20 protein-coding genes are annotated in these 17,354 nt (G+C 52.8%); 9 read left to right on the forward strand and 11 right to left on the reverse strand.

The window, feature by feature from the left end:
• The first annotated feature begins 24 nt into the window (after positions 1-24).
• The 3 genes from ACOTZP_RS16160 to lpp all read left to right on the forward strand — a co-directional run bounded on the left by ACOTZP_RS16160 (position 25) and on the right by lpp (position 2,284).
• The gene (locus tag ACOTZP_RS16160; RefSeq protein WP_419394464.1) at positions 25-306 is read left to right on the forward strand and encodes a hypothetical protein; all 282 of its coding nucleotides are present in this window, start codon (positions 25-27) and stop codon (positions 304-306) included.
• A gap of 7 nt (positions 307-313) precedes the next feature.
• The gene (gene pykF / locus ACOTZP_RS16165; protein WP_015570703.1) at positions 314-1,735 is read left to right on the forward strand and encodes a pyruvate kinase PykF; all 1,422 of its coding nucleotides are present in this window, start codon (positions 314-316) and stop codon (positions 1,733-1,735) included.
• Between the two features lie 312 nt (positions 1,736-2,047).
• Complete coding sequence (lpp, locus tag ACOTZP_RS16170) at positions 2,048-2,284, forward strand: murein lipoprotein Lpp (RefSeq protein WP_001082307.1); 237 nt, start codon at positions 2,048-2,050, stop codon at positions 2,282-2,284.
• 60 nt (positions 2,285-2,344) lie between these two features.
• Here the strand turns inward: lpp and ldtE are convergent, their stop codons facing one another.
• The 7 genes from ldtE to sufA form a co-directional block, all read right to left on the reverse strand.
• Positions 2,345-3,358, reverse strand: a complete 1,014-nt coding sequence (gene ldtE, locus ACOTZP_RS16175; protein ID WP_038415919.1) for a L,D-transpeptidase LdtE — start codon at positions 3,356-3,358, stop codon at positions 2,345-2,347.
• 97 nt (positions 3,359-3,455) lie between these two features.
• A complete protein-coding gene (gene sufE / locus ACOTZP_RS16180; RefSeq protein ID WP_108367680.1) occupies positions 3,456-3,872 on the reverse strand; it encodes a cysteine desulfuration protein SufE in 417 nt (138 codons plus the stop codon).
• 14 nt (positions 3,873-3,886) lie between these two features.
• Positions 3,887-5,107 carry a cysteine desulfurase SufS gene (gene sufS / locus ACOTZP_RS16185; protein ID WP_063200889.1) on the reverse strand — a complete coding sequence of 407 codons (1,221 nt, stop codon included), beginning with the start codon at positions 5,105-5,107 and terminating at the stop codon, positions 3,887-3,889.
• Positions 5,104-6,375 (reverse strand): Fe-S cluster assembly protein SufD, encoded by a 1,272-nt coding sequence (gene sufD, locus ACOTZP_RS16190; protein WP_155025352.1) that lies wholly within the window; start codon positions 6,373-6,375, stop codon positions 5,104-5,106. The genes sufS and sufD overlap by 4 nt, the downstream gene beginning before the upstream one ends.
• Positions 6,350-7,096, reverse strand: coding sequence for a Fe-S cluster assembly ATPase SufC (sufC, locus tag ACOTZP_RS16195; RefSeq protein WP_022647874.1), 747 nt, complete (start codon positions 7,094-7,096; stop codon positions 6,350-6,352). The genes sufD and sufC overlap by 26 nt, the downstream gene beginning before the upstream one ends.
• Positions 7,097-7,105: 9 nt before the next feature.
• The gene (sufB, locus tag ACOTZP_RS16200; RefSeq protein WP_003857739.1) at positions 7,106-8,596 is read right to left on the reverse strand and encodes a Fe-S cluster assembly protein SufB; all 1,491 of its coding nucleotides are present in this window, start codon (positions 8,594-8,596) and stop codon (positions 7,106-7,108) included.
• Between the two features lie 8 nt (positions 8,597-8,604).
• Positions 8,605-8,973 carry a Fe-S cluster assembly scaffold SufA gene (sufA, locus tag ACOTZP_RS16205; RefSeq protein ID WP_022647873.1) on the reverse strand — a complete coding sequence of 123 codons (369 nt, stop codon included), beginning with the start codon at positions 8,971-8,973 and terminating at the stop codon, positions 8,605-8,607.
• Between the two features lie 496 nt (positions 8,974-9,469).
• Between sufA and ACOTZP_RS16210 the strand changes: the two genes are divergently transcribed.
• The gene (locus ACOTZP_RS16210; RefSeq protein WP_023305987.1) at positions 9,470-9,829 is read left to right on the forward strand and encodes a hypothetical protein; all 360 of its coding nucleotides are present in this window, start codon (positions 9,470-9,472) and stop codon (positions 9,827-9,829) included.
• Between the two features lies 1 nt (position 9,830).
• Positions 9,831-10,283, forward strand: a complete 453-nt coding sequence (locus tag ACOTZP_RS16215; protein WP_126314804.1) for a DUF3828 domain-containing protein — start codon at positions 9,831-9,833, stop codon at positions 10,281-10,283.
• A 110-nt stretch (positions 10,284-10,393) separates the two neighbouring features.
• On the opposite strand, the gene ACOTZP_RS16220 is transcribed toward ACOTZP_RS16215, so the two are convergent.
• Both ACOTZP_RS16220 and ACOTZP_RS16225 read right to left on the reverse strand, forming a co-directional pair.
• Entirely contained in the window at positions 10,394-11,122 is a 729-nt protein-coding gene (locus tag ACOTZP_RS16220; protein ID WP_038415914.1) for a MerR family transcriptional regulator, read from the reverse strand.
• Positions 11,123-11,311: 189 nt separating this feature from the next.
• The gene (locus ACOTZP_RS16225) at positions 11,312-12,532 is read right to left on the reverse strand and encodes a diguanylate phosphodiesterase (protein ID WP_271075316.1); all 1,221 of its coding nucleotides are present in this window, start codon (positions 12,530-12,532) and stop codon (positions 11,312-11,314) included.
• A 339-nt stretch (positions 12,533-12,871) separates the two neighbouring features.
• Between ACOTZP_RS16225 and ycgZ the strand changes: the two genes are divergently transcribed.
• The 4 genes from ycgZ (at position 12,872) to fdhF (ending at position 16,088) form a co-directional block, all read left to right on the forward strand.
• A complete protein-coding gene (gene ycgZ, locus ACOTZP_RS16230) occupies positions 12,872-13,111 on the forward strand; it encodes a regulatory protein YcgZ (protein ID WP_022647869.1) in 240 nt (79 codons plus the stop codon).
• Positions 13,112-13,115: 4 nt separating this feature from the next.
• On the forward strand, positions 13,116-13,436 hold the full coding sequence (locus ACOTZP_RS16235) for a hypothetical protein (RefSeq protein ID WP_032622175.1): 321 nt from the start codon (positions 13,116-13,118) through the stop codon (positions 13,434-13,436).
• 29 nt (positions 13,437-13,465) lie between these two features.
• Complete coding sequence (locus ACOTZP_RS16240; protein WP_022647868.1) at positions 13,466-13,744, forward strand: biofilm/acid-resistance regulator YmgB/AriR; 279 nt, start codon at positions 13,466-13,468, stop codon at positions 13,742-13,744.
• Between the two features lie 193 nt (positions 13,745-13,937).
• On the forward strand, positions 13,938-16,088 hold the full coding sequence (gene fdhF / locus ACOTZP_RS16245) for a formate dehydrogenase subunit alpha (RefSeq protein WP_271075317.1): 2,151 nt from the start codon (positions 13,938-13,940) through the stop codon (positions 16,086-16,088).
• A 52-nt stretch (positions 16,089-16,140) separates the two neighbouring features.
• Here fdhF and ACOTZP_RS16250 read toward each other — a convergent pair whose 3' ends face one another.
• Together ACOTZP_RS16250 and ACOTZP_RS16255 are read right to left on the reverse strand one after the other, a co-directional pair.
• On the reverse strand, positions 16,141-16,794 hold the full coding sequence (locus ACOTZP_RS16250; RefSeq protein WP_022647866.1) for a helix-turn-helix transcriptional regulator: 654 nt from the start codon (positions 16,792-16,794) through the stop codon (positions 16,141-16,143).
• A gap of 41 nt (positions 16,795-16,835) precedes the next feature.
• A complete protein-coding gene (locus ACOTZP_RS16255; RefSeq protein ID WP_271075318.1) occupies positions 16,836-17,348 on the reverse strand; it encodes a fimbrial protein in 513 nt (170 codons plus the stop codon).
• Between the last annotated feature and the right edge of the window lie 6 nt (positions 17,349-17,354).

Below are 17,354 nucleotides of genomic sequence, written 5' to 3' on the forward strand. Positions count from 1 at the left end.
CAAACTTATGTGAATCTGCACAGAATGTTTTTGAAACGCTGTTTCCATTTTCCTTTTTACTGTGAATCAGCGTATAATGCGCGCCAAATCCCTGGTGAATGGTTTCAGCGCTTGGAATACAAAAAACAACGTACAACTTCTCCTCTCATTCGTTGGGCTGGCACTCAGGCACACTTTCTTCTGCACGCTCATTTGATGTCACCTATTCTTAGTGCGTGTCATATACTCTTTCGCAACACAGGTTTGACTCCGCGGCGGTGCGCCCCCGGAGCGAGATTTCCATATCCTTCCCAACTTAAAGACTAAGACTGTCATGAAAAAGACGAAAATTGTTTGTACTATCGGCCCGAAAACCGAATCCGAAGAGATGCTGAGCAAAATGCTGGATGCCGGCATGAACGTGATGCGTCTGAACTTCTCCCACGGCGACTATGCTGAACACGGTCAGCGTATTCAGAACTTGCGCAACGTGATGAGCAAGACCGGGAAAAAAGCGGCAATCCTGCTCGACACCAAAGGTCCTGAAATCCGCACCATCAAACTGGAAGGCGGTAACGACGTTTCCCTGAAAGCGGGCCAGACCTTCACCTTCACCACCGACAAATCCGTTGTAGGTAATAACGAAATCGTTGCCGTGACCTACGAAGGCTTCACCAGCGATCTGTCCGTTGGCAACACCGTGCTGGTAGATGACGGCCTGATCGGCATGGAAGTGACCGCGATTGAAGGTAACAAGGTTATCTGTAAAGTGCTGAACAACGGCGATCTGGGCGAAAACAAAGGCGTTAACCTGCCGGGTGTGTCCATTGCTCTGCCAGCGCTGGCTGAAAAAGACAAACAAGACCTGATCTTCGGCTGCGAACAAGGTGTGGACTTCGTTGCGGCGTCCTTCATCCGTAAACGTTCTGACGTGGTTGAGATCCGCGAGCACCTGAAAGCGCACGGAGGTGAGAACATTCAGATCATCTCCAAGATCGAAAACCAGGAAGGCCTGAACAACTTCGACGAAATCCTTGAAGCGTCTGACGGTATCATGGTAGCGCGTGGCGACCTGGGCGTAGAAATCCCGGTTGAAGAAGTGATCTTCGCGCAGAAGATGATGATCGAGAAATGCGTTCGCGCGCGTAAAGTGGTTATCACCGCAACGCAGATGCTGGACTCCATGATCAAAAACCCACGCCCTACCCGTGCTGAAGCCGGCGACGTGGCGAACGCCATCCTCGACGGTACCGATGCCGTTATGCTGTCTGGCGAATCTGCAAAAGGGAAATACCCTCTGGAAGCGGTCGGCATCATGGCGACCATCTGTGAGCGTACCGACCGCGTGATGAAAAGCCGTCTGGATTACAATAACGACAGCCGTAAACTGCGCATCACCGAAGCCGTGTGCCGTGGTGCGGTAGAAACCGCCGAGAAACTGGAAGCCCCACTGATTGTCGTGGCGACCCAGGGCGGTAAATCTGCGCGTGCCGTGCGTAAATACTTCCCGGATGCAACCATCCTGGCGCTGACCACGAACGAAACCACCGCGCGTCAGCTGGTGCTGAGCAAAGGCGTGATCCCACACCTGGTGAAAGAGATTGCATCTACCGATGATTTCTATCGTCTGGGTAAAGAAGTGGCGCTGGAACTGGTTGATTGTGGTTTGGCACAGAAAGGCGACGTGGTGGTTATGGTTTCTGGCGCGCTGGTACCAAGCGGCACAACCAACACTGCTTCTGTCCACGTACTGTAATATTTCACGAACAAATTATTGTTTTGTTAAAAAGCGTCCTTCGGGGCGCTTTTTTTATTCCCGCAATTAACCAGAACTATTCAAAAAGCAAATCGGGTTTTTCTATTTAATCGCGATTTATCTAAGATGAATCCGATGAAAAATGCCTTTTTTAACATAGCTTTTTCGTCAAAATTGCCGATTTCGTTGCTTCTTTGAGCGAACGATCAAAAATAGGCGTAATCCCATCAAAAAAATATTCTCAACCCAAAAAACTTTGTGTAATACTTGTAACGCTACATGGAGATTAACTCAATCTAGAGGGTATTAATAATGAATCGTACTAAACTGGTACTGGGCGCGGTAATCCTGGGTTCTACTCTGCTGGCAGGTTGCTCCAGCAACGCTAAAATCGATCAGCTGTCTTCTGACGTTCAGACTCTGAACGCTAAAGTTGACCAGCTGAGCAACGACGTGAACGCAATGCGTTCCGACGTTCAGGCTGCTAAAGACGACGCAGCTCGCGCTAACCAGCGTCTGGACAACCAGGCTACTAAATACCGTAAGTAATAGTACCTGTTAATAAAATGGCGCACATTGTGCGCCATTTTTTTTGCCTTCGTCAAACCTCTACTGAAGCGCTTTCTCTCCCTCGCCTTCCGTCACCGCCGCTGAGACACGACTGTTCTGAACCGACAGGACAGAATTGCTGGCTGACGAACCATTGCCTGCTGAAACGGCAACCGGGATCCCGGCTCTGCGCGCCAGAGCTTTGTCGATTAGCGTTTTATCGCTACCTGATTCCGCTGCGAAGGCGGTAAACGCCGCCGAGTGCGTGAACGGCACCGTCTGTGGGTTTTCGCCCTCAGCCTGCGCCAGCGGCCTGTGCACCTCGATATAACGTTTGCCGTCCGGCTCGACGGAGAACTTAACCGGCTCATTGATAATCTGCACCCGCGTGCCGACGCGCACTTGTTCAAACAACGCTTTGATATCCGGCGCGTTCATTCGCATACAGCCCGAGCTGACCCGCAGCCCTACGCTGTCCGGCGCGCTGGTGCCATGAATAAGATATTCCCCATTCCCGATGCCCAGACGCAGCGCAAAGCGCCCCAGCGGGTTATTTGGCCCTGCGGGTACCACAGGCGGCAGTTTAATGCCCTGCGCCAGTGAGCGCGCTCTGATGCCCGCTGTGGGGGTCCAGGTAGGGTTAGGGATTTTCTGACTCACACGGGTGGTGCTGACCGGTGTTTCCAGCCCAAGCTGACCAATACCCAGCGGATAGACCTGCACGATATTTTCGCCAGGCGGATAGAAGTAAAGACGCAGCTCCGCCAGATTCACCACAATGCCCTCACGCTCGGTGTCCGGGAGCAGCATCTGGGAAGGAATGGTAATAACCGTTCCTGGCGCAGGGTTTACCGGTGCAATGGTATTATTGGTTTCAAGGATAAGCTGTGCGGCGGTATTAAACCGACGAGCGATAGCCTGGAGCTTATTGTCGCCTTCCTGAATGGTGTATGTCTGATTTTGCCCAATCAGGCGGCTGCCTGCGGGCGGTAAAGGATAATCAACCGCCCTGGCTGAATTAACAGCACTGAGCGAACCAAGGAGTAATAGAGTTATTAGAGACGCGCGCTTCATGCTGAGATTCCTTATTCACTGACCAAACGTCAGAAAGCTGAAAAACCAGCGAGGTGGAAACCACCCCGCGAAACAGAATGAATGCTGTTCTGTCAGTTTAGCTAAGGATTGTGGCTTTGGCGCGTATGGCGCGGATCATCGCTTCCAGCCCCTGGGAGCGGGACGGGGTGAGGTGTTGGGTTAAGGCCATTTTTTCAAACCACGAGCGAACGTCAAAGGCGACAATATCCTGCGCCGACATCTGGTGATAAAGAATAAATACGACGGCAATAAGCCCCTTCACAATGGCGGCATCGCTGTCACCCTGTAAATCGATTACGCCATCATCCGTCTGCTGCATCTGGATCCAGACCTGGCTCTGGCAGCCCTGAATGATGTTGTCCCGGTTATGCGCCTCTTCGCTGAGCGGCGGCAGGCGCTGACCTAGCTCGATAATATAAAGGTATTTCTCTTCCCAGTTTGCGCAACGCCCAAAGTTACGCAGCAATTTATCTCTGTCCGGCAAATCTGCCATCTCTCGCCTCTCCGTTAGCCAAGCAGCTGGTGAATACGTTTTAGTCCCGCCACCAGTCTGTCGACCTCTTCCGTTGTGTTGTACATCACCAGCGATGCGCGGCACATGGCCGGTACCTGATAATACGCCATCAGTGGCATCGCGCAGTGATGCCCGGTACGTACGGCGACGCCGTAATTATCCAGGAAACTGCCCACATCATAAGCGTGATGCTTGCCGAGGTTGAAGGCTATCACACCCAGACGGTCAGCAGGGCCATATAAGGTCAGATCCGGGACGCTGGCAAGCTCCTGCAAGGCATATTGCATCAGCAGCTGTTCGTACTCCTGAATCGCCGCCAGCCCCGTTTCAGATACGTAGCTAATGGCCGCGCCCAGCCCGATGATCCCGCCCGTGTTTGGCGTGCCCGCCTCGAAGCGCCAGGGCGCCCGGGCGTAGGTTGTGCCTTCCGTCAGGCTGACGGTGGCAATCATTGACCCGCCCCCTTCCCACGGCGGCATGGCCTGGAGAATATCCTCCTTCACATACAACACGCCGATGCCCGTCGGACCATACAGCTTGTGCCCGGAGAAGACGTAGAAATCGCAGTCCAGGGCCTGAACGTCAACCGCATGGTGCATCACCGCCTGGGCACCATCAATCAACACTTTCGCACCGGCCTGATGGGCTTTGTCGACGATCAGCGCCACCGGATTTTCCGTCCCCAGCACGTTTGAAACGTGGGTCACCGCTACCAGCCGCGTTCTGTCGTCAAGCAGGGCGTCCAGCTGTTCAAGCTGAAGCGTACCGTCTTCGTTTAGCGGGATCACCCGCAGTTGCGCCCCCATACGCTCACAGAGCATCTGCCAGGGCACGATGTTAGCGTGGTGCTCCATCTGGGTGATGATGATGTTATCCCCCGCGTGCACCTGCGCATTGCCCCAGCTGTTAGCCACCAGGTTGATCCCTTCGGTGGTGCCACGCACGAACACCAGCTCTTCCGGCGAACGCGCGTTGAGAAACGCCGCAACCTGCGTGCGCACGTTTTCCATGCGCTGGGTCGCCTCGGCGCTCAGGGTGTGGATCCCGCGATGGACCGCCGCATAACCGTGGCGGTAAAACTCGGCTTCCGCATCCACCACCTGATTCGGTTTTTGCGCGCTGGCCGCACTGTCGAGATAGGCCAGCGGCAGACCGTTCACTTCACGGGTCAGTACCGGAAAATCTGCCCGGACTTTCTCTACGGGAAATGTCATGCTTCGCCTCCAGGCAGCCGCTGACCGATACGGGCCAGCACCTGCTGTTTAAGTCCGCCATCGGGCAGCGCTTCCGTCAGCTCAGCCGCAAAGGCGTAAATAATCATCTTTTGCGCGGCCTGCTGGTCTATCCCGCGAGAGCGCAGGTAGAACATCTGCTCATCGTCAATACGCCCGACCGTTGCGCCGTGGCTGCATTTCACGTCGTCCGCATAGATTTCCAGCTGTGGCTTGGTGTCCACCTCTGCCAGACGTCCCAGCAAAAGGTTGTTGTTGGTCATCTGCCCGTCAGTTTTGATGGCGTGCTGCGCCACATTGATCAGGCCGTTAAACACCGCACGTCCTTTGTCGCTGACGATGGTTTTGTGCAGCTGACGGCTGTTGCAGTAGCCTTTGTTATGCTCAAGCCAGGTGCGCGTGTCGCACACTTCTGACTTCACCGGCATCGCCAGGCTGTTAATACGCAGCGTAGTGTTCTCACCGTTCAGCTGGGTGCTGGTATTGTGGCGCAGCACCGCGCCGCCAAGCAGGAAGCTGTGGCTGTACGCCGCGGCATCCTGGCCCAGCAGAATATCGTTGTGGGCGAAGTGGTGACTGAGCGGATTCTCAAACGCCAGATTGATATGGTGCAGCTGGGCGTTGGCCGCCACGTTCATCGTCAGACGCGAGCCGGTAAAATGGCGGGTGTCGTTCAGACTAACGTAATGCTCAATTACCGTCGCTTCTGCCCCTTCTGCCAGCTCGAGATGGTGGCGATAGTGGGCGGTGTTGATCTCGCCGCCCTCAACACCCTGGGTGATATGCATCAGCAGCAGCGGTTTCGCCGGGCGCTGGTTACGCTTAACGTGAATATGGGTGACAGACTGAGACAGGCTCTCTGTCAGATGCAGGAAGACTTCAGGCTGAACGGGCGCGTTCAGCGACTGACGCTCATCATTAATCGCAATATCGAACCCGCTCTCCTGTACGCTGTCGCTGAGTTCCTCACGAAACTGCCCGTCTACAAACACCAGACGCACGGCATCCACGCTCAGCGCCAGCACATCGCGCTGACCGGGGCTAACCTGCGCCAGACGGGTGACAAACTCGCCGTTCAGCAGGCCGTCCAGCGGGGTATATTTCCAGTTCTCATGCTTACGCGTCGGTAAACCGAGACGCAGCATCTGCTGGAGATGGTGCTGAGCCTGTTCAGAGCGCGCTCCACCCTGCGCTTCAAACAGCCGGTGCCACTGCTGGAGTGCATTACTGCTGTTCGGTAAGCCAGCCATAACCCTGCTCCTCCAGTTGTTTAACCAGCGTAAAGTCACCGGATTTCACAATGCGCCCCTGATAAAGCACGTGGACATAGTCCGGTTTGATGTAGTCCAGAATACGCTGGTAGTGAGTCACGATAATAAATGAGCGGTTACCGTCACGCAGAGAGTTTACGCCGTCGGCAACGATCTTCAGGGCATCAATATCCAGCCCTGAATCGGTTTCATCGAGAATGCACAGCTCCGGCTCAAGAACCGCCATTTGCAGAATATCGTTACGTTTTTTCTCACCGCCAGAAAAACCCACGTTCACCGAGCGGGTGAGCAGATCTTCGGGCATTTTCAGCAGCTTGATTTTCTCTTCCATCAGATCCTGGAAGTCAAAGCGATCCAGCGCCTCAAGTCCGCGATACTTGCGCACCGCGTTCAGCGCGGTTTGCAGGAAGAACTGGTTGCTGACGCCCGGGATTTCCACCGGATACTGGAAGGCCATAAAGATGCCCTCACCGGCACGCTCTTCAGGCGACATCTCCAGCAGATCCTTGCCGTTAAACTCAACGGAGCCGCTGGTGACCTCATAATCTTCGCGTCCTGCCAGCGTCGCTGAAAGCGTACTTTTCCCGGAGCCGTTTGGCCCCATGATGGCGTGAACTTCACCCGGTTTGACGTCAAAATTGAGCCCACGAAGGATCTCTTTCTCTTCCACGCTAACCTGTAAATCTTTAATGCTTAACATGTGCTTTCCTTAACCGACGCTGTGTTCAAGACTAATGGCGAGGAGTTTCTGGGCTTCAACGGCAAATTCCAGCGGCAGTTCAGAGAACACGTCCTTACAGAAGCCGTTAACAATCATTGAAATCGCATCTTCTTCACTGATCCCGCGTTGCAGGCAGTAGAACAGCTGATCTTCACCAATACGTGACGTAGTCGCCTCATGCTCGAGCTGGGCGCTGTTATTGCGGCATTCGACATAGGGGAAGGTATGCGCCCCGCAGTCCGCACCAATCAGCATGGAGTCGCACTGGGTAAAGTTACGTGCGTTGGTGGCTGTCGGCATGATTTTCACCAGCCCGCGATAGCTGTTCTGGCTGTGACCGGCAGAGATCCCTTTGGAGATGATGGTCGATTTGGTGTTTTTACCGATGTGGATCATCTTGGTGCCGGTATCGGCCTGCTGATGACCGCTGGTCAGTGCCACGGAGTAAAACTCACCGATGGAGTTGTCGCCGCGCAGAATACAGCTCGGGTATTTCCAGGTAATGGCGGAGCCGGTTTCTGACTGCGTCCAGGACATCTTACTGTTTTCACCTTCGCACAGCGCACGCTTGGTGACGAAGTTCAGAATACCACCGGTGTTGCCATCGCCCGGGAACCAGTTCTGTACCGTAGAGTATTTCACTTCCGCGTCTTTATGGATGATCACCTCTACCACCGCCGCGTGCAGCTGGTAGCTGTCGCGCACCGGCGCCGAACAGCCTTCGATATAGCTGACGTAGCTGCCTTCATCGGCCACCAGGATGGTGCGTTCAAACTGGCCGGTTTTTTCCGCGTTGATGCGGAAATAGGTCGAGAGCTCCATCGGGCAGCGCACACCTTTAGGCACGTAGATAAAGGTGCCGTCTGACGCCACCGCCGCATTCAGTGCCGCGAAGAAGTTATCGTTACTGGGTACCACGGTGCCAATGTACTTTTTCACCAGCTCCGGGTGATCGTGAATGGCTTCCCCAAAGGAGCAGAAAATTATCCCCTGCTCCGCCAGCTTTTCACGGTAGGTGGTTGCCACCGAGACGGAGTCAAAAATGGCGTCCACCGCCACCTCTTTACCTTCGCGCACGGGCACGCCGAGCTGATTGAAGGCCTCTTCCACCTCTTTACTCAGGAAGCTGTTCTCGGCACCGGTTTGCTGTACCGCGCCGGGCTGCGAGGCACAGGTGTCATCGCAGCTGCCGCATGAGGGCGCGGAGTAATAGCTGTAATCCTGATAGTTCAGCTTATCGTAATGCGCTTTCAGCCAGTGAGGTTCTTCCATCTCCAGCCACGCGCGGAATGCGCTCAGACGAAACTCCAGCATCCACTCCGGCTCGTTACGTTTGGCCGAAATGGCGCGCACGACCTCTTCGTTGATGCCTTTCGCCAGCTCATCGGTTTGCAGCTGCGTGAAGAAACCCTCTTTATAGTTGAGGTGTCCGCCGCTCCAGGTGTTTACATCACTCGTTGCTTCAGTATTACGAGACATAGTACCGCCTATACCCCAAAGCTTTCGCCGCAGCCGCATTCGTTCTGGGCTTTCGGGTTATGAAATTTGAATAACTGGTTTAAACCTTCCCGAACGTAGTCGACTTCGGTTCCATCAATAAACGGCATAGCCTGTAGCGCGACGTATAACTTTGCACCGTCGGTTTCAAAGACCAGATCGTCCTTTTTGGGTTCGGTTACGGTATCCAGCACGTAGCCAAATCCTGCGCAGCCCGTCTGCTTAACGCCTAAGCGTACGCCGAGGATGTCGGGATTTTTTGCCACCAGCTCATGAATATGCGCCGCCGCCGCGGGCGTCAGCGTTAAGCCACGCCAGGCAAAATCGGCCGGATTGAAGGTTTCTGAATGCAGTTCCATAGGTCCACCTCATCTGATAAGCCACCAGGGCATAACACCATGTTAGTGATAACGATTATCACTTCAACCCCCTGCGAGCAGGGGCTTTGGGCTAAACCGCCCTTTTTGGCTACTTTCATTAAGCATAGACCCTGTGACGGGATGCGGATGGGTGGGTTAGTTTTGTTCAATGCATTGATAAATAATGCATTTCATAAGAAAGGCGGTTAGGTGGCGGGCAATAATAAAAATTGTATTGAAAATACCTATTTTTGAGATAGCTAAAGTACGCCCAGGCATCATATACATTTTTTACGTATGCCTCCCCCTTAAGCCAGGTTCTTTTTAATTCTTTTTTGCCTTACCTGGGCGCGCATAAAGACGTTTGATGGATAAGTTAACCATTATTTATCAGTCTGATAGTGGTTAAATTCCGATCATGATTAATTACATAAACTCGTCCCTTTTCGGCGTAATGTTTCCCTTGTTAACCATTTATTCAGTAAGGGATTAAATTATGTGGAGTGCCCATAAAGCCGCAGTTCATGCTCGCCAGCATGCAGGTCAGTATAGCCAGAAAAGATGTGCAGAATTTGTTTCAAAATCCATTCGCGCCGGCGGTGCTAATCTACAGAACACACATTATGCTAAGGATATGAAAAGCAATTTAATTCTGGCGGGCTTCCACCAGGTTTACGGTGAGCCTGTTGAGGGCGATGTGGCGGTGATCCAGCCCACAGCGCACCACCCCTATGGCCACGCTTGCATCTATGGTGGGAACGGCGTCTGGTACTCTGATTTTGTTCAGCGAACAATGTATCCGGGAAAAGAATACCGGGAAGTAAAGCCAGCATATGCAATTTACAGGCATGACTGACATGAAAAAAATAATTCTGGCGATCCTGCTTCTGCCCACTCTCGCATCCGCTGCACAGGAGTTACCCCCTGAGGTATCCGCTGCCCTTCAGTTTAATAAGTGGTACATCTCGCAAATTATTACCGGGAAAGAGCCCCTGAAAAACTATGAAGCGCTGAGGCCATATGTGACCCGCGAAACCATCAGCAAACTCAAAGCCATGGATAAGTTGGATCCAGATGAATATGACGTGCCTGACGTCGATTTGTTCATCAAGGCTCAGGGATATGAAGATGACTGGAACATCGTCAGTGCCCGGGCGCTGGATTACGATGCCGCCTGTATGCAGGTTTATATCTCATTCGGCAAAAAGCGGGATCACACCGTGATTGACTGCATGCTCAAGGAAGATGGCGTGTGGAAAGTTGAATCCGTGGCCAGTATGAATATTTCAGACAACCTGATGATGGAATAAACCGACGATATAACAGGGGTACTGATGCTATGCATCTTCGCGGATACCCCTGTCGTATCGCCAGAAAGCAAAAATCCCGCGCTGGCGGTTTACCGTTGGACCCCTTAACATCAGTGATGGAACGAGACGGCGAAACCCTGTTCACGCCAGTGGTCGAGCTGCTCCTGTTGACGAGGCGTAGGTGCTTTACCGGTCCAGACGAAAATTTTTTGTCCAGGGAAAAGTTCCGGACGTGGAGAATCAATCGGTTCAGCCAGCACGTCAATATGCCAGCCCTTATAGGCAAGACGGGCAGCTTCCAGCCACAAATGCGTACGGTCGTCGCACTCCCACCCAATCAGCAGCGCATCCTTACCTGCTTTTTTTCGCGACTCACCCAGGCTTGTAACGGCAAACTCAATCAGGACACCGTCGAGCAGGCTCGCCATGTGACGCACCGTATTCTGGTCCTGGTTCATTCGCTGACGCACAGGGGTGATGATGTTATCTATCAGAACATCCATCGCATGGTCGCGGCGGAACTCGCCGATTTTGGCGCGCAGTTTTGCCGGGCTGGCATAGCGCAGAACGGTTAACATCTCTTCCTGAAACGATGCCCAGTTCCCCTGAGTCATCACTTCTGTATTTTCAAGAAGCGCTTTTACTTTACCGACCGAAACACCCGTTTTCATCAGGCGTTTGATCTCTTCGATACGCAGGATATCTTCATCGTCAAACTGACGATGACCCCCTTCACTTCGCTGCGGCTTCAACAATCCATAACGGCGCTGCCAGGCACGCAGCGTAACGGGGTTGATACCGCATCGTTCGGCCACTTCGCCGATACTGTAATAGGCCATTAACTCCCTCACGCACAATACTTCCATACCTAACCAAACCAACCTTATCAGATTGTACAAATCATTTGTATAACTAACTCCTCGTTATGAGACAAGTGAATGGCTCAAAGAACCCCTCACTCGTTAATGTATTGTTGTATAAATTTAGCCGTACGTACAGGTCACTTTTAACAGTTACGTACAGGTTTTTTATAAATCGTACTTTTTCTCGGGCCAGGCAATCGCCGGAATGCCCCCCAGACGCGGGCTGGCGAAAAGGTGACCCTGGAACTGAGAAATCCCGGCAGATTCCAGCCACATCCACTCTTCAGCCAGCTCTACGCCTACCGCACAGAACAGAATTTCCAGGGAGGCGCAGCATTTAATGATTGACTGAATGATTGCCTGACGCGGGCCGCTCTTGTGCACGTTAGCAATCAAATCACGGTTGATCTTGATTCTGTCCGGCTGGAACTGAGCCAGCAGTTGCAGACCGGCGAATCCCGCGCCAAAGTGATCGATGGCCACGCTGATCCCGGCGCTTTTAAGCTGTCTGACCGCGCTGGTGAACTCTTCGAAGCGCGAGATCGCCTCGCTCTCGGTGAACTCGACCACAATTTGCTCCGGCACAAAACCGTTCGCCTCAATTGCCGACAGTAAAAAATCGACGGCGCCAGGAACATTGACCAGCGTCATCGGCAGCAGATTAATGGACAACGTTTGAGTCTGTAGGCCCAGCGCGCTGGCCATCGACAAAGCCACCTGTTTACTCTTCAGATCCGATTCGTACAGCGCCTCACGCGACAGGTTGGCAAAATAGCTTTCCGGGGACTCACCGGACGGCGTGCGGATCAGGGCTTCCCAGGAAACAACCTGCTGCATAAACGGATCGACGATAGGTTGAAACGCGAAACTACAGTCCGCTCCCTTTGCCACTACCGTCGGCTGGGAGGATAACGGCGTGTTTTCGATGACAAACTCCCAGGCGTCAGCCGGAGGCAGCTCAAAGTAGTTGGCTTTTTCAGTGGCCTCAACGAAGGTGCGGAAAAATTGCAGGGCGCGATCGTTATAGGTTAGCTGATAGCGGCTTGTGCCTTTATCAAGAACCTGTTGCAGCACTTCGTTGGTGTCGTACTGACGAAGGTCGAAGAGCTCCATACCCACATTGCCAAAACGTCTTGAAGGCCCGTGATCGCTCAACAATTCGACCACGTTGTGATGCCGTGGGTCACGGCAAATGAGCTCATAGATCTCCTTAACGTTATCAGCGGGCCCTTCAAGTAACTGAAAAAAGTGTGTGCCGTTAAACAGCAAAATCCCCGTCACATCGAACTGGCGATTTCTACAATTTGCAGCAGCGACCATGTCTTCCAGCGCTTTCACTGGAACGTCCTCGCAGATATGACTGCGGTAAATGATGGTTGTGAGCATGCTAATCCTGAAGATTGAGGGGGTGACCACGAAAACACGTGGGGAGAACTCTGTTATAGCACATTAATTTCCCAACAAATAATTTACATCTCAACGATTTACACGGCTTCTTTGCGCCTTTCCCAAGCTTGTACAACTCTGCGACGCCGCTTTGGATTGTACAATATATTTTGTGAATCACGCAGTAAAGTGTGTACACATAACACAATGATAAATAAACACTTTATAAAATATATAATAAAATATTTAAAAAATTGTACATTTTAAATGTACAGATTTGAAAATTATGTATACCTTAAATGTAACGTTACTGATTACATAATTTTACAGGAGCGAAACATGCAGCAGAACGGATACGTCGCAGACTCAGCAACAGCGATTGCGCAGTACTTCGAAAAAGCCGCGCTTCCAACCCAACAGGAAACCCTGGGTCAGGTTGTTGTTGAAATCCTTAGCGATGGGCGGAATCTGAATCGCAAATCGCTCTGCACAAAACTGTTGAGTCGCCTTGAAAGGGCCAATGGTCCGGAAGAGGAACATCATTATCACCTGCTTCTTGGTCTGCTCTTCGAACGTTAATGTTATGAACAGCAGTGATGCGGACCGACTGATCGACCAGCTTATTGGAGAAGCCGCTCTTTCACTTTTGAAGGAGCGCGGTCCCGTGACGACCGAGGGATTGGTTCAGCGTCTGCGTAACATGCAAGCCTGTGAGACGGATCCCCAGCGGCGGGAGACATTAGCGAGGGTGATAGCTGAAATCAGCACAGGCACTGTCGCTTTTAAAGGTCGCAGAACCGCACAAGGACGAATACAGAGAGAGGGATCTCTCAAAAATAATCGAGACAATGTAGTGCCGTTATTTGGAAATGGAAAACCGTCCGATCCCAAAAAGATGCATTGACTACAACCTTACAGCAACGGTGAGAACAAATGAGACAAAATATTCAGCTTCAACCCGAATACCACTCCGCCTTTTTAGATAGCGCGTTGTCGGAGTATTTCCGTCACGCAGGCGATCGCTTTGCTGAAGAGTCTGCCATTTTTTCGACTGCGGTTCGTTGTGTTCTCGCTTCTGAAGGTCATCTGACCAACAAAGCGATCATTCTCTGGCTGATCCAGACGCTGGAAACTACCGACGATGTCGTTAAGGCGGATGTGATCCGCAAGACGCTGGAAATTGTTGTCGGTTATACCATGGACGATCTTTAACGCCTCTCCCTTCCCATCCCTACGGATAGCGTGTCATCGTCAATTCTGACGAGCAGATTGACGATGACACACCCTCTCTTCCCTGACGCCCTGTTAATCAAGCACGCTGAATGTGGCATGGATCCTGCTTAGTCCGCTAAGGGACTGGGCTTTCCAGTAAACATTGCTTCATTTCTTAACAGGTCTGTTATTGATGAAAAAAATCGCCAGCGTCTGCCTTTACTGTGGTGCAGGCTGCAAACTAAACCTCGTCGTTAAAAATAACCGGATTATCCGTGCCGAAGCCGCTGATGGCGTAACCAATCAGGGCACGCTTTGCCTGAAAGGATTCTACGGCTGGGACTTTCTTAACGACACACGGCTGCTTACCCCCCGTCTGACGCAGCCCATGATCCGCTACAGCAAAGGCGAGTCCTTTACCCCTGTTACCTGGGAAGAGGCCATTCGCTATACTGCTCACAGGCTTAAAAGCATCAAAGATCAGTACGGCCCTCGATCCATTATGACCACGGGGTCCTCGCGGGGAACGGGCAATGAGACCAACTATGTGATGCAAAAATTTGCCCGTGCGGTGCTGAACACTAACAACGTCGACTGCTGCGCCCGCGTCTGTCACGGTCCGTCCGTTGCCGGTTTACAGGAGACCCTCGGCAACGGTGCCATGAGCAATTCCATTAACGATATTGAAAACTCAAAATGCCTGCTGGTGTTCGGCTATAACTGCGCCGACTCTCACCCCATCGTCGCCCGACGCGTGCTTAAAGCACGTGAAAATGGCGCAAAAATCATCGTCTGCGATCCGCGTCATATTGAAACGGCACGCATTGCCGATCTTCATCTTCAATTGAAAAACGGCAGTAACATGGCGCTGGTCAATGCCTTTGGCTATGTCCTGCTTGAAGAGGAACTGTACGACAAAAACTACGTTGCCCGCTTCACAGAAGGGCTTGAGGCTTACCGACTGACGGTAAAAGATTACGCACCCGAGCAGGTTGAACATCTGACGGGCATTCCCGCGCGGGATGTTCGTCAGGCAATGCGCATGTTCGCGGCGGCGCCTTCAGCAACGGTAATGTGGGGAATGGGCGTTACGCAGTTTGGTCAGGCGGTTGATGTGGTGAAAGGTCTCTCCAGCCTGGCGCTGCTCACCGGCAACCTGGGCCGCCCTGCCGTCGGCGTAGGTCCGGTTCGCGGGCAAAATAACGTTCAGGGTGCCTGCGATATGGGCGTTTTGCCCAATATGTTCCCCGGCTACCAGGATGTCACTGACCCGGCAGTCAGACTGAAATTTGCCGATGCGTGGAAAATCAATGTCAGCCGGATGGACGATCGCGTCGGGACGCGTATCACCGAAGTGCCGCATCTCGCGCTGGAAGGTAAGATCAAAGCCTATTACATCATGGGGGAAGATCCGCTTCAGACAGAAGCCGATCTGGGCCTGGTCCGCCGCGGCTTTGAGTCCCTCGATTTTGTGGTGGTTCAGGACATCTTTATGACCAAAACGGCAGAGGTGGCTGACGTACTGCTCCCTGCCACGTCATGGGGAGAACATGCTGGCGTGTTCACCTGTGCCGATCGCGGCTTCCAGCGTTTTGGCAAGGCCATTGAGGCCAGCGGCAACGTCAAGCGCGACTGGGAGATCATCAGCCTGCTGGCCACGGAGATGGGCTATCCCATGCATTACGAGAATAACCAGCAGATCTGGGACGAAATGCGCGAGCTGTGCCCCCTCTTCTACGGCGTGACCTACGAAAAAATGGGCGAGATGGGCCATGTCCAGTGGCCCTGCCCAACCCTTGATCATCCCGGCACACCCTATTTGTACAGGGATAATCAGTTCGACACCCCCACTGGCAAAGGCCAGCTGTTTGCTGCCCCCTGGCGCGCTCCGGCCGAGACACCGGATACGGAATACCCGCTGGTACTTTGCACGGTGCGCGAAGTCGGTCACTACTCCTGTCGCTCAATGACCGGGAACTGCGCGGCGCTGCAAAGCCTGGCCGACGAGCCGGGCCGGGTGCAAATGAACCCGGCCGACGCGGATGAGCGTGGGATCGCCGACGGCCAATTGGTCTGGGTACGTTCACGCCGGGGTAAAGTGATCACGCGCGCCAGCATCAGCGAGCGCATCAATGCGGGAGCAATCTATATGACCTACCAGTGGTGGATTGGCGCCTGTAATGAGCTGACGCAGGATAATCTAGACCCGATCTCCAGAACGCCTGAAACGAAATATTGCGCCGTGCAGATGGAGGCGATCGAGGACCAGCGCTGGGCGGAGGATTTTGCGGCTTCTGCGTACCAGACCATGAAGACGCGGTTGATCGCTGCGGTTAACGTTTAAATGCATTGCCGGGTGGTGGCTATCACTGCCCGGCCAGCTATCCGCTGGCGTTTTACGCTATCTGTTCTGCATAATTATTTTCAAGGTAATCGCGAAGCAGGTTCGGACGGCTCTTTTTCTCCATCAGCCTTCTCAACAGTACGATCAGCTCGTAATCGCTACGCAGATTAAATTTTTGCATCAGCATATATTTATGGGTAAAGACCGTTTTCTGGCTCATCTCCAGCGCCTGAGCGGTCTGCACTACCGACAGCCCTCGGTAAAAATTGACCAAAATACGAATTTGTTGCCGGGATAACCCTTTATGCTGGCAGTCGAAGCAGTTATGTTTAGTCCATGTATAACCCGGTAATTGCGTCCTGAACCACGCGATAAACAGTACGCCACTGATACGATCAAGCGATGCACGTCGAGGGAGAAAAATAATGTCCTGAAAGCAGGAGGGCAACGCCGAAAAGCGCAGTTCATCGTCGACAAACCCTAGCACAATCCCTTTTTGCCGGGCGAGTAACTCGGGAAAACAGGTCAGTGTTTCACCCTGGCATAATGACAGGACAATAATATCGGCCTGACTGACGTTTTCATGGGTCAGCGCCAGGTTAAATGTGATGGCACGATGAAAGTTATGTTTAAAAAAATCCTCGAAAAATTCATGTAGCCCAGCCTGAAAAAATAGATCGGTTTCCTGAATCAGAATATTTAACATAGCTCATACCAACGTCTTTAAAAAAGGCATATCACCGGCGCTCAGTTGTACTGCATCGTCATCACCACAACTGCACTGATGCTTCCCGGCGTGACGCCACCCGTCACGGATTTAACCGAGGCCTGCATAGCCATTGTCGCGGTTCTGTCGGCACCAATAGTTTGAGTCATGCCAGAGCCTGTTCCTTTAAGCGTACCCGTTTGGGCATCGCGCATGGCTATCGCCACGTGCGTGGCCGAACCGCTGTTCATAAAATAGTCCGCGCCCGCCGCGGGATCGGGGCTGCCGGTAAAAGAGACGGTCACACTCTGCGTTCCCGTTGGGCACTGGGTGAACAGCAGACTAAATGGCACCGGATCCGATGTTGAGCCCGGCGTCGCCTTATTGGTTGCCTGAATATTGCCCAGATTGACATCGAGGCTGTTACTCCCGCCATTAAATATGCACGGCGACGCAACGATATTTCCCGTCACACCGATGTTGACGCTATCAGCGGTGAAAGCCTTCCCGCTGAGTAAAGCCAGTAACAGCAGTGTCCCGTATATTATTTTCATCTTCGT

This window comes from Enterobacter cloacae complex sp. SYL001 (assembly GCF_049237025.1).
In the GTDB taxonomy this organism is placed as follows: domain Bacteria; phylum Pseudomonadota; class Gammaproteobacteria; order Enterobacterales; family Enterobacteriaceae; genus Enterobacter; species Enterobacter intestinihominis.